General features: G+C 58.8%; 13 protein-coding genes. 6 read left to right on the plus strand and 7 right to left on the minus strand.

Annotated elements, in window-relative coordinates; genetic code table 11:
* Positions 1-98 precede the first annotated feature (98 nt).
* Genes plsX through fabD form a run of 3 tightly spaced genes read left to right on the plus strand, consistent with a single transcriptional unit; the run spans position 99 to position 3,082 of the window.
* Positions 99-1,223, plus strand: a complete 1,125-nt coding sequence (gene plsX, locus ACVWZF_RS10410; protein WP_011433909.1) for a phosphate acyltransferase PlsX — start codon at positions 99-101, stop codon at positions 1,221-1,223.
* Positions 1,210-2,211 (plus strand): beta-ketoacyl-ACP synthase III, encoded by a 1,002-nt coding sequence (locus ACVWZF_RS10415; protein ID WP_011433908.1) that lies wholly within the window; start codon positions 1,210-1,212, stop codon positions 2,209-2,211. The genes plsX and ACVWZF_RS10415 overlap by 14 nt, the downstream gene beginning before the upstream one ends.
* 4 nt (positions 2,212-2,215) lie before the next feature.
* Positions 2,216-3,082 (plus strand): ACP S-malonyltransferase, encoded by an 867-nt coding sequence (gene fabD / locus ACVWZF_RS10420; protein WP_457411398.1) that lies wholly within the window; start codon positions 2,216-2,218, stop codon positions 3,080-3,082.
* Positions 3,083-3,103: 21 nt separating this feature from the next.
* On the opposite strand, the gene ACVWZF_RS10425 is transcribed toward fabD, so the two are convergent.
* Positions 3,104-4,618 (minus strand): glycoside hydrolase family 3 protein, encoded by a 1,515-nt coding sequence (locus ACVWZF_RS10425; protein WP_457411400.1) that lies wholly within the window; start codon positions 4,616-4,618, stop codon positions 3,104-3,106.
* A 608-nt stretch (positions 4,619-5,226) separates the two neighbouring features.
* On the opposite strand from ACVWZF_RS10425, the gene ACVWZF_RS10430 reads away from it, so the two are divergent.
* Positions 5,227-6,093, plus strand: coding sequence for a hypothetical protein (locus ACVWZF_RS10430; protein WP_011433905.1), 867 nt, complete (start codon positions 5,227-5,229; stop codon positions 6,091-6,093).
* Between the two features lie 35 nt (positions 6,094-6,128).
* Here the strand turns inward: ACVWZF_RS10430 and ACVWZF_RS10435 are convergent, their stop codons facing one another.
* The 6 genes from ACVWZF_RS10435 to ACVWZF_RS10460 all read right to left on the minus strand — a co-directional run bounded on the left by ACVWZF_RS10435 (position 6,129) and on the right by ACVWZF_RS10460 (position 9,636).
* Entirely contained in the window at positions 6,129-7,379 is a 1,251-nt protein-coding gene (locus tag ACVWZF_RS10435; RefSeq protein WP_011433904.1) for a class I SAM-dependent methyltransferase, read from the minus strand.
* 40 nt (positions 7,380-7,419) lie between these two features.
* The gene (locus ACVWZF_RS10440; RefSeq protein ID WP_011433903.1) at positions 7,420-7,593 is read right to left on the minus strand and encodes a hypothetical protein; all 174 of its coding nucleotides are present in this window, start codon (positions 7,591-7,593) and stop codon (positions 7,420-7,422) included.
* A gap of 47 nt (positions 7,594-7,640) precedes the next feature.
* Positions 7,641-8,192, minus strand: a complete 552-nt coding sequence (locus ACVWZF_RS10445; protein WP_011433902.1) for an NAD(P)H-quinone oxidoreductase subunit J — start codon at positions 8,190-8,192, stop codon at positions 7,641-7,643.
* A gap of 1 nt (position 8,193) precedes the next feature.
* Positions 8,194-8,928, minus strand: coding sequence for an NADH dehydrogenase subunit K (locus ACVWZF_RS10450; protein ID WP_011433901.1), 735 nt, complete (start codon positions 8,926-8,928; stop codon positions 8,194-8,196).
* Positions 8,925-9,287 carry a photosynthetic/respiratory NAD(P)H-quinone oxidoreductase subunit C gene (gene ndhC / locus ACVWZF_RS10455; protein WP_011433900.1) on the minus strand — a complete coding sequence of 121 codons (363 nt, stop codon included), beginning with the start codon at positions 9,285-9,287 and terminating at the stop codon, positions 8,925-8,927. Before ndhC ends, ACVWZF_RS10450 begins: the two co-directional genes overlap by 4 nt.
* Positions 9,288-9,387: 100 nt before the next feature.
* Positions 9,388-9,636, minus strand: a complete 249-nt coding sequence (locus ACVWZF_RS10460) for a hypothetical protein (protein ID WP_011433899.1) — start codon at positions 9,634-9,636, stop codon at positions 9,388-9,390.
* 642 nt (positions 9,637-10,278) lie between these two features.
* Here ACVWZF_RS10460 and ACVWZF_RS10465 point away from each other — a divergent pair.
* Both ACVWZF_RS10465 and ACVWZF_RS10470 read left to right on the plus strand, forming a co-directional pair.
* Positions 10,279-10,938 (plus strand): XRE family transcriptional regulator, encoded by a 660-nt coding sequence (locus ACVWZF_RS10465; RefSeq protein WP_011433898.1) that lies wholly within the window; start codon positions 10,279-10,281, stop codon positions 10,936-10,938.
* A 151-nt stretch (positions 10,939-11,089) separates the two neighbouring features.
* Positions 11,090-11,905, plus strand: a complete 816-nt coding sequence (locus tag ACVWZF_RS10470; protein WP_083757656.1) for an OmpA family protein — start codon at positions 11,090-11,092, stop codon at positions 11,903-11,905.
* The last annotated feature ends 53 nt before the right edge of the window (positions 11,906-11,958 follow it).

The following is an 11,958-nucleotide window of genomic DNA, read 5'->3' on the forward strand; positions in this document are numbered from 1 at the left end:
GGCTCCCAATTCTCGGGCGAGGGGACTGCAGAGGTTAGTGCGTTTTGCCCCGCTTCTTGCTTGCAGTTGCCAAGGATATTCCAGTGTGAGGTCAGCTTGTGCGAATTGCGGTCGATGCGATGGGGGGTGACTACGCTCCCGAAGAGATCATCAAGGGCGCCCTGCTGGCCCATCGGCAGCTCCGGGTCGGGATTGCACTAGTCGGTCGTCCAGATTCCCTCAAGCCCTTTCTGCCCCAACCCTTGCCTGCTGGGATCACCATTGTGCCTGCCGAAGAGGATGTGGGCATGGCGGAAGAGCCGCTGATGGTGCGCAAAAAGCCCAAAGCCTCCATCAACATCTCGATGCAACAGGTGCGCTCCAACCAAGCGGATGCCGTGGTGGCCGCCGGGAATACCGGAGCAGCGATGGCTGCGGCCTACCTGAATTTGGGCCGGCTGGCAGGGATCGATCGCCCGGCCATTGGCGCTCTTTTGCCCACTTTGAAAGGCAAGCCGGTGCTGCTGCTGGATGTGGGGGCCAATGTGGATTGCCGGCCCCGCTTTTTGGAGCAGTTTGCCCGCATGGGATCCCTCTACTGCCAGTGCGTGCTGGGGATCGAGAAGCCGCGGGTGGGCCTGCTCAACATCGGCGAGGAGCCCAACAAGGGCAATGATTTGGCTCTGGCCACCCACCAGCGTCTGGCCCAGTTGCCAGGGATCCATTTCGCCGGCAATGCCGAGGGGCGGGATGTGCTGACCGGGGAGTTTGATGTGGTGGTGTGTGACGGCTTTGTGGGCAATGCCCTCCTCAAGTTTGCCGAAAGTGTTGGCCAGGTGATCACCCAGGTGCTGCGGGAGGAGCTGCCCCGCGGCTGGCGCGGCAAGTTGGGCTGCTGGCTGCTCCGGCCCAACCTCAAGCAGGTAAAGCGGCGCATGGACTACGTGGAGTATGGCGGTGCTTTGCTGCTCGGCGTCAACGGCATCTGCGTGATTACCCACGGCAGCTCCAAGGCGCCGATGGTCTACCACGCCATTCGCCTGGCCAAAGAGGCGGCAGAACAGAAAATCCTACAGCGGCTGCAGGCGGAAATGGTTGACCCTCGCGAACCTGAATCCAACCCCAGGCGGCGCACCCGGCCCCTTCAGGTCTACTCTGGCTCTGGCCCGGAAGTGTTGCCGTTGGGATCCCTGGAAAGGACTTCCTCCCGCTGTCCCGAACCCGTGGAAGATGCCCAGCCATAGCCTCCCGACCGTGCGGCTGGTGGGGGCAGGGGCTGCCCTGCCGGATCCCTGCCTGAGCAACGACGATCTCGGCCAGATCGTCGAAACTTCCGACGAATGGATCTGGCCCCGCACCGGCATTCGTCAGCGGCGCATTCTGCCCCCTGAGCTGAGCTTGGTGGATTTGGCGGTCCAGGCAGCCAAGGCCGCTTTGGCTCAGGCCGGGATCTTGCCTCAAGACCTGGATTTGATCCTGCTGGCCACTTCCACCGGTGTCGATCGGTTTGGCTCGGCCCCTCAGGTGCAGGCAGCTCTGGGAGCAACGCGGGCGGTGGCTTTTGATCTGACGGCAGCCTGCACGGGCTTTGTCTTTGCAGTGGCCACGGCAGCGCAGTTTTTGCAAACCGGGCTGTATCGGCGGGCCTTGGTGGTGGCGGCGGATGTGCTCTCCCGTACGGTGGACTGGGCAGATCGCACCACCTGTGTCTTGTTTGGAGATGGGGCCGGGGCGGTGGTTCTAGAGGCGGGGGAAACCGGCGGGATCCTCAGCATTGAGCTGCGCAGCGATGGCAGTGGCAGCGAGCTACTCAGCTTGTCCATGGCTACAGAGGCCAAGCCCCTGGTGGGATCCCTGCAGGTGGGGCAGTATCGCTGCTGCCCCATCACCATGAATGGCCGCGAGGTGTACAAGTTTGCCGTCCAGGCGGTGCCGGAGATCATCGAGAAGGCTCTCTTTCGGGCTGGGATCCCGGCGGAGGCGGTGCAGGGATATTTTATTCATCAGGCCAACCAGCGCATTCTCGATGCGGTAGCCAAGCGCCTGCAGCTGGATCCGCAGCGGGTGGCCAGCGTCTTAGAGCATTACGGCAACACCTCGGGCGCTTCGGTGCCGATTGCCTTGGCCACTTGGATCGAGCAGGGACGCTTTGGCGCCGGCGATCTGGGGGTGATGGCGGGCTTTGGCGCCGGCCTTACCTGGGGGGCGATTGTGTTTCGTTGGGGGAAATGAATTGATGACCGTTGCCTGGATCTATCCCGGCCAGGGATCCCAAGCGGTGGGCATGGGAAGGGACTTGCGGAACTGGCAGGGAGCAGGCCAGAAGTTGGCTTTGGCCCGTGAGATGTTGGGATGGGATCCCTTAGCTCTGTCGGAAGACCAGATCCACCAGACCGGCTACACACAACCGGCTTTGTTCACCGTATCGGCCCTGTTGACGGACTATCTCTACGCCCAGGGTCAGGCTCCTGCCTGCACTGCCGGCCACAGTCTGGGCGAATACAGCGCCCTCTACGCTGCCGGCGTGTTTGATTTCGAGACCGGCCTGCGGCTGGTGGCGCTGCGGGGCCAACTGATGGAAGCTGCAGGGGATCCCCCGGGCAGCATGGCGGCAGTGATGGGGTTTGACCGCGACAAGCTGGAGCACCTGTGCCAGATGATCCCCGATGTCACCCTTGCCAACGACAACAGCCCGGATCAGGTGGTGATCAGCGGCTCAGTGGAGGGGGTGCAAGCCGTCTGTGAGCAGTTGCAGGCCAAGCGCACCGTTCCCCTCAAGGTAAGTGGCGCCTTTCACTCGCCCTTTATGAAGGCTGCTGCCGAGGAGTTTGCCCACACCTTGCGCGCTGTTGACTTTCAGCCGCCGCGAGTGCCCGTCTACAGCAACTGCACTGCCACCGCCAGCCGGGATCCACAAGCCCTTAAGCAGGCGCTGCTGGCCCAGATGACTGCCCCTGTCCGCTGGCGAGAAACCGTGTTGCAGATGGCCGCCGACGGCATCCAAGAGGTGTGGGAAATCGGCCCCGGCAACGTGCTGACGGGCTTGGTGAGGCGAACGGTGCCGACCCTGACGCGGTGCAATTTCAGCAACCTCAGCAGCTAGGGGATCTGCTATGGAGCTCCGCTAACGCGACCAGGATCCCTCCAAGTGGGATCCAACCGGCAAGCGACCCTGGGCCGGGATCTGTCCCAACAACACCTGCAGCAACGCCTGTAGAGAGACGGGGGTAGTGCCGTAGCAGGCCAAATAGACCGGGATCTGGGGCAGGGCAAAGGCGTCGTAGGGGGATCCCAAGGCCAACCCAATCACCTTTTCCGGCGGAAGGGATCCCAGTAAGTCCGCCAGCAACTCCTTCTGAAGCGGGTAACGAAACAGATCAAGGGATCCCACCAGCACTTGGTCAGCTCTTGACGCCCCTTGCAGGGTTGTTTGCAAATCCTCAGGGGTAGGCTCTGGGCTGATCTTGAGAACCTGAGCACCGGGCCAGACATTTTGGAAAAGATCCCCCAGAAGAGGCACAGGGGTAATGAGCAGCGGGTCGGGGGCTAAGGGGGGCAGGGATCCCCGCACCAGGGTGATGCTGTCTTGGGCGATTTGGCGGGCCAGCGCCTGGTGGCTTTCCAGGGTGGAAGGGGGGAAAGGGGGGCAGGGGGATCCCAGCCTGTAGCGCCGCTTCAAGGCCAAAATCCGCTCCACTGACCGATCCAACTGCTCAACCGACAAACGACCGGCACGGAACTCCCGCAGCAGATGGGCATAGGCTTCTTTTTGGATGGCCGGGGTAAAGCCGGGATCTGCCCCAAACACCAGCACATCGGCTCCTGCCTTAAAGGCCAGTTCTGCCGCTTCGGGAATGCCGTAGGTGCGGGCAATGGCCCCCATGGTCAGGGAATCCGTCAGGACAAGACCCTTGAAACCCAGCTTCTGCCGCAGCCAGCCGGACACCACCTCAGGGGCCAGCGTTGCCGGTCGCACGGATCCCAGAGCCGGCATCACCACATGCGCCGTCATCACCGCCTCTGCCCCTGCCCGGATCAAAGCCTGAAACGGGCGCAATTCCGTGGTTTGTAGCGCCTCCAGAGGGCGATCCACCCGCGGCAACCCCAGGTGGGAATCGATATCGGTGTCCCCATGGCCGGGAAAATGTTTGGGCGTACAGAGGATCCCGGCTTGCCGATAGCCGCGCCACAGGGCGAGGCCGTAATCTGTCACCTGTTTCGGGTCTGACCCAAAGGCTCGGATGCCGATGATGGGGTTGTGGGGGTTGCTGTTCACGTCCACAACAGGGGCGAAGTTGAGGTTAAACCCCAAACTTTTCAGCTCCGTTCCCACCGCACGGGCCATAGCTTCCGCCTTTGCCAGGGATCCCGCTGCTGCCACTGCCATGGCGCTGGGGAACACCGTCACCCCCTCGGTAAGGCGCACCACCGGCCCCCCCTCTTGATCAATGGCTATCCACAGGGGGACAAGGGCTTGTGCCTGAGCCGCGGCAATGAGCTGGGCCACCTGAGGCAACGTTTGAATGTTGCCGGCAATCGAATAGAAGATCAGCCCGCCCACGTGGTAGTCCCGGATCATCTCCTCGAGAGCGGAGGAAAACTCAGCTCCCTCAAAATAAACCAGAAACAGTTGCCCCACTTTCTCCTCAAGGCTCCAAGCCCTGGGATCCACTGCGGCAGCGAGACGGGGTCCTTTCGCGTCAGCGGGACGGAGTCCTATCGAGCATGTCAAAGCAGATGTCCTTGGGCGTCGCTGCCAAGAAAGCCGGTCAGGATGAGCGTAAACTACCCGACATCAACCGCTAGGCGGTACGGAGCGGGCTTTTAGTAGCCCTGCAGTTAGCAAGCCAACCACGAGCCTCTGGGGTGGTTTACAGCACCCCCAATCGACCGTTACCAGTGCCTTAAACAACCGTTTCTGGTGTCCGCAGTATTATTATAGCATTCCTCCCGACACCGACCCTACGGGTACAGTGCGGGGCTCCTGCAATTTCTAGCTGAAGTGGCTCTTGCAGGTTTAGAGTGGCGATTGACTTGTAGTTGTGGCCATACTGGAGGGATGGCGTAAAGAACTGTAACCTCAGCAGTACACCAGAGTCATCTTGAAGTGCAGTGATGAAGTGCAGTGAAATAGTGCAGTAAAATTGTCTCTAAGGCGTTCTTTGTTCTTTGTGTTGGTTCTAGCTCCCCTTTCTCCTTAAAAAAAGAGGAGTTGTGAGTGAGAGAAAACCTACCCAAACATTACCTATGGTCAAAACAATCTTCAAGACAATCTCCTCTTCCACCCTGGGGTCGATGATGTTGCCTTTCTCCTGCCGCCAGCTTTGGATAACTGCCTTTCCCGCGTTGGCTGGAGTTACGGTGGCTATTGGCGGCCTTGGGGCGGGAGGATCCCTGTGGCAGGCAGGAGCAGCAGGTTTGGCCACGGGGATGACGGGCTATGTGGCTTCTGCTCTATCTGGAAGCGAGGCCAAAGCCAAAATCCAGCTTCTGCAGCACCTCGAAAATCGACAGAAGCAAAACGAAATCACTCCTTCAGACCTACAGCAACTGCAAAGCGAACTGGCCAACCTGCGTGCTGCCCTTGAAGATTGGGCAAAAGTCCAGCAGAAGGGGGTGGCTGCTGCCCAACCTTATGATGAGGCTCGTTCGCAAGCTCAAACTCCTCAGCTTCATTTTGAAACAGAGATCCAGATCCAATCTCAAGAAGAACGACTTCCTCAGTTACGCGCAGAAGAGCAAAGTCTGAAAGCCTCGATTGGAGATTTACAAGCCAAGAAACAGAAACTCATTCAGTCCCTTAAGGAGGGCATAGCCAAGGTAGAACAACTCCAATCAAAACAGAATCTCCTGAAGCAGGATATTGCCCGCTTAACCCAGGCTTGTCGGTCAACAGGCTCTAGTAACTCCATTAAACGGTCACCTATGCCCGCGAAAGGATCTTCAGACGTATCTCTTGGCTCGGTCCGCATGACCAAAACTGCCGCCGGCGTCGCATGGGCCGACAAATATGACGAAGTCTTTGCAACCCTCGAGGAGCGAATCGACAACCTGGAAGATAGCGCCAGAGCAATGGCAGAACTGGCATCGATGGAAGGCAACGGTAGCCGGTAGGGGCAGACATCCCATCCCAATAGCACCGAAACGGTTCACAGCTCTGGCTCGCCAAAGCCCCGCAGAGGATGAGCATATTCTGAGGGGGTCAGGCCCTTAGCCTGCACCAATACTCCAAAGCCCCCCAACCCCATGGGATCCAGCAGCGCATGAAGAGCGGATCGCCGCCGCAAAACTTGGCCCACATCCACAGCTTCGCCATCAACCGGGTTCCCCATTTGGCTAAGGGCGGCCAGCCGCTCGGTCAATCCCAGGTTCACCAAAAAGCTGCTTTGCCGGGTGAACCCCAGACATCTTAGCCCCAGAGATTCTCCCACTTGCTCTAGGGTCGTAAAGTCCACATGAGCGGTGAGATCCTGGGATCCCACCCGAACATAGGGGTCCGTATAGCTGCCGTGCTGTCGGTAGGCCAAGAGCGTACCTTGGGCGCGGTGGGGGCTGTAGTAGCGCTGGGCGGTGTGGCCATAATCGATGGTGAGCACGTAGCCTCGCCTGAGCTTGCGGGCCAGGAGCTGCAGCCACTCCAAGGCTTTTAGGTTCACCTCGGTTTGGTAACCGGACGGATAAGTTTCTACAGGGATCCCCAAGCGGGCAAAATACTCCCTCAGCTCAGGAGTGGACAGATCCCCCAGCACTTCCCGGAAGTCGGCTTCTGCAGCCTCGCTGCAATCGACATAGATTTCCCGCAAAGCCCCATCCTGTACCTGCACCCGATGCACCGGAAAAGCATCCACCAGCTCATTGGAGAAGAAACAGCCTGTGACCGACTCATCCGGGATCCCGTCCCAATCCAACCAGCGCACCTTCTCCCCAAAAGGAGCCAATCGCTCCTGTTGGAGCCGCCGCAGGTGGGCAGAACGCTCCAGGATCCCATAGTCCAGCGCCTGCCAAAAAGAGGGCTGTTCGCGTAAGCGGGCCGCAGGCCTTGCAGAGCGCACGTAGGTCAGCCAATCCTGGGCCAGGCGACCGCTGCCCGCCCCCATCTCGATCACCTTGAAGTCAGGGGGGGATCCCAAAATGTGCCAGAACTGAAGGATCTGCTCCGCCAACAGTTGGGCAAAGTCCGCCGCCAGGTGGGGAGAGGTGAGGTAGTCGGGGCCAATCGGGGATCCCTGCTCGTAATAGCCCAACCCTGGCTCGTAGAGAGCCCACTCCATAAACTGGGCAAAGGTCACCGGTCCCTGAGCGCGAATGCGGCTGACAATCAACTCCCGCAACTTCTGCGTGGCCTGAGGTGTCGATAGAGAAAGACTCGGGTCGCGTAGGTGTTGCTCAGGAGCGATCACAGGTGAGGATTCCAGGGATCCAGACTTACTCAACTCAAACTTACTTGTTCAGGGGACGACGCCAATTTTGGCGAAACTGACGGTTTGAGAGCAGCAGCACCGGCCAGAGGGCCGATACCAGCCACTTCCCGGAGCCCGAATAGATGCGATCCGCCTTGCGGGCCGAGTACCAAACTCCTCCTGCGTAGATTGCCAAGAGCAAAAAAGGCCACATCTCAACCCATCCTGTTCAACGCTGCTCACCAGGTCAGGGATCCCCAATCAGTAGGCATCCTGCAGCTCATAGAAATCAGGCGTGATGTAGTCCTTGCGCAGGGGCCAACCTATCCAGTCTTCCGGCATTAAAATCCGCTTCAGGTTCGGGTGTCCCTCGAAAACAATGCCGTACATGTCGTAGGTTTCCCGTTCCTGCCAATCCGCCGACTTCCAAATCCAGTATACGGAAGGTAGGCGTGGATCCTGGCGAGGCAACTTCACCTGGAGCCGCACCTCCTGAGGGCGATCCGCCCCGTCTGACAGCTTGATCAGGTGGTAAAGGCTGACCAGTGGCTGCCCTGCCCCCAGGTCATATCCGCACTGACACTCCAGGTAGTTAAAGCCGTAGGCATAGAGGGCGGTACACAAGGGTAGGAGAAAGTCCCGCTCCACCTCCAACAGCTCTACCCCCGCTGCGTCTCTCCCCAAATACTGGTGCTCGAAGCCGTTGTCGGCCAGAAACTGGGAAACCGGGCCCCGCTCCAACGTCACCAAGGGTTCCGACTGCTCGCCTGCGGATGGCGGCGCTTGTTTTTCCTGGGCATTTTCCTCTGCCATCTCACACTCCTCCCTGCAAGGCTTTGAGCTGCTGTTCCGCCTGCTTAAAGTCGGCAGTTTGCAAAGCCGGGGGCACTGGCAAGCCAATGGCCGCAGCCAGTTCTGGCGGGGGAGCTTGGCGGGTCTCGCTCTCCAGATACTTGCCGGTGATGATCTCCGGCACAGGCTTGAGGTTGTGCTTAACCGTGTAGTAGCGGTGGGTTTGCTGCAGACGGCCTCGTTCCCGCATGTCCTCGGCGGCGATCTTCTTGCGCAGCTTGACAATGGCATCCATGATCGCCTCTGGACGAGGGGGGCAGCCGGGAATGTACACATCCACCGGGATCAGCTTGTCCACCCCCCGCACTGCCGTGTAGGAATCGGAGCTGAACATGCCACCGCTGATGGTGCAGGCCCCCATGGCAATCACGTACTTCGGCTCAGCCATTTGCTGGTAAAGCTTGACCAACGCCGGAGCCATCTTCATGGTGACCGTGCCCGCCGTGATGATCAAATCAGCGGTGCGTGGCGAAGAACGAGGCAACAGGCCAAAGCGGTCGAAGTCGAAGCGGGATCCCAGCATGGCAGCAAACTCGATGAAGCAACAGGCAGTGCCGTAGAGCAGCGGCCAGAGGCTGGACATCTTGGCCCAGTTGTACAGGTCGTTCACCGTCGTCAGAACGACGTTGTTGGAGAGGTCGGTAGTCACCTGGGGGGCAGCCCCCGGAAACAAGACTTGCGATTTCTCAGACGTCATGACCATTCCAATGCTCCTTTTCTCCAGGCGTACACAAGACCCACCACAAGGATGGCGATGAAAATCAGGGCCTCCACAAAGGCCAACAGCCCCAAGCGGTGAAACGCCACTGCCCAGGGATAGAGGAACACCGTCTCTACGTCGAAAATGACGAAGACCAGTGCGAACATGTAGTAGCGAATGTTGAACTGGATCCAGGCTTGCCCAAACGGCTCCATGCCCGACTCGTAAGTGCTGCGCCGCAGGGATCCCCGCCGCTTTGGCGCTAAGAGTGCGGAAGCCCCCAGAGCCAAAATCGGCAGCAGAGAGCAGACGATTAGAAAAACCAGCAAATACTCGTAGCCGGACAGAACAAACACGACGCCAGACTGCCTCAGGTGCTCAACATTTAGATACGTTTCCAGTATAGAGCCAGTCTGGGGCTCCCCTGCGCCACGGGATCTTCAGTTCTGTTGATGATCATGATTGTTGGGAGCGGCGTTTTTCCAGCCAGCCCCACACTCCGCTCACCACCGCCCCGGCCATCAGGATCCCCAAAGCCGGCTGAAACAAAGGCAGCCAGAGCCGCATCCAAAGTTTGTAGCCCAGTGGGATCCCAAGAAAAGCCCCGGTTACGGAAAAGACAAACCAGACAAACCCGGCGAACACCAGAAAGACAACGGCAATCAGGAAGTTATCCAGCCAGCGCTTGAGGTCAGAGGAAACCATAGGGATTGAGGCAGAACAGCTTGAAGTAGACCCAGAGGCAATCTGGGAACCGAACCTTTTGGGCCGCTAATGCCGATATCTCAGCTAGAAATCGCAGGAGCCCCGCACTGTACTCATAAAGTCAGTGTTGGGAGGAATGCGTGACTTTATTTGTTTTATGTTATAATAATAATGCGGACACCAGAAACGGCTTTTTAGGGCACTGGTAACGGTCGATTGGGGTTGTCGTAAACCAGCCCAGAGGTCCGTGGTTAGTTTACTAACTGCAGGGCTACTGAAAGCCCGCTCCGTATCGCTTTAGCGGTCTGAGTCGGGTAGTTTACCATCTTTCACCCAGACAGACTGCCGGAATAAGTTCAACAGACAGGGTAGCTTACCCCAGCACTTGGTGAAGATCCCACGTGCACCTTTTTGGGTAGAGTAAGCTGTGCCGGCCCGCTGCTGACCCGCTGTGAACACAACCCAAAACCACGGTAGCGCCAGTAGGATTCCCCAGCCAGCCTGCTAACAATAAGTGAGATTTCCCTTCTGCCGCTTGGTCAGCTCAGGTTGAAGATTGTCCCCAAATGGCTGCACCGGTTGTTGACTTGTCAAGATATAGTGGCAAAAATCTACTTATACACAATATGTAGCGTTAAGCCGATGTCCATCTCCTCTGGCTCTTCTTTTGCAGACCGCTTGCGATGGGTGATTGGCGATGAAGCCGTCTATGCGTTTGGGCGACGGGCCGGAATTAGCGATACGGCCTTGCGCAGCTACTTGAAGGGATCCGTGCCCAGCATTGACAAGGCCGTGAAAATTGCCCAAGTGGGCCAGGTCAACCTCAATTGGCTGATTACAGGGGAGGGATCCCCGCAGTTGCATCCCGACGCGAAAGCAGAGTATGTGTATGTGCCTTTTGTCGATGTGGCCGCCTCTGCCGGAGCGGGGGCGTTGGTGCGCGAAGAATCGATCGAATCGGTGATTGCTTTTGAGCGAAACTGGCTGCGGACGCACTTGAAGGGAAATCCTGCCGAGCTGAGCCTGATTCGGGTGCAGGGGGATAGCATGTCTCCCACGTTGGAGGATGGCGACTGGATCTTTGTGGAGCGGCAAGAGGGTGGAGACCTGGGCTGTGAAGGCATTTACGTCTTTCAGATGGATGGGGATCTGTTGGTCAAACGGCTGCAGCGCCTGCCTGGGTCCCAGGTGAAGGTGATCAGCGACAATCCCCGCTTTCCCCCTTTTGTGGCGGATTTGGCGGATCCCATCAACGGCCTAACCCTCATAGGGCGTTATCGAGGTCGCATCAGTTTTGATTAGCCTCCCACAGCAGATGGCGGGAAGTGGCAGTTGGACCGACCGAGAATCCCCTTGGCGAGATCGGGTCGCCGGTTAGGATGGGTCTTGAGGGTTGAGTTGAGAGGAGTTCCTGCTCCTTGCCTGCGCCCATCCAGCCGGAGGTTTGCCTGCAATGGCTCGTTCGTCCCAGCTCCTAACAGTCGCTCTCCATTCCCTAAGCGGGATCCTCTTGGTCAGCAGCGGAATCTGGGTCGGGATGGTGCTTCCCCAGCAGGCCCAACCTCAGCCCCAGCCGGAGACCAACATCTCTCCCACTCAACCCGCTTCTCCCACACCACCGATCCTGCCCACCTTGGCTCCGCCCCAGGCCAATCCTCCGGTGGCCAGCCCAACAGCAGATGCAGATCCAGAGGAAAATCATGAGAGCCCCACGGATCTGGAGGCAGAGATTCGGGAGATCCGCCAGCAGGTGATCCAGCTCTTGATCAGAATTGAGGAATTGGAGTCGCGGCTGCAACGGCTGCGTTCTCAAACAGCCCCTGAGCCTGTCAGGGAATCTTCCACTGCTGCCGAGATCGTCCCAGGAGAAGAAAGCACCCCAGCCCCGACCAAAACGCTGACCTCTTTTCAGGTGGGAACCCAAACCATCAGCCTGCCGGGCGATTTGCTGTTCGATTTTGACAAAGCCGAGATTCGACCTGAAGCAGCCTCGCTGTTGGCCCAGGTGGCCAAGTCCTTGGAAGCTATGCCCGGCGCCCGCGTTCAAGTGAATGGCCACACCGATAACATCGGGCCCTTAAACTACAACTTGGCCCTTTCTCTGCGCCGCGCCAATGCGGTTAAGGACTATTTGACGAAGCTGCTGCCGGAAGGCCATCCCATCAGTTGGACAACCTCTGGCTTTGGTCCCACCTTGCCCGTTGCCGATAACGACACAGAAGCCGGACGGCAGCGGAACCGCCGTGTGGATTTGGTCATCGCTCCCTAGCTGCACCCCCCAAAGTGGGGGATGACACGTTCTAGCAGGGCTCTGGTCTAGAA

The sequence above is a fragment of the Thermostichus sp. OS-CIW-30 genome (genome assembly GCF_054060215.1).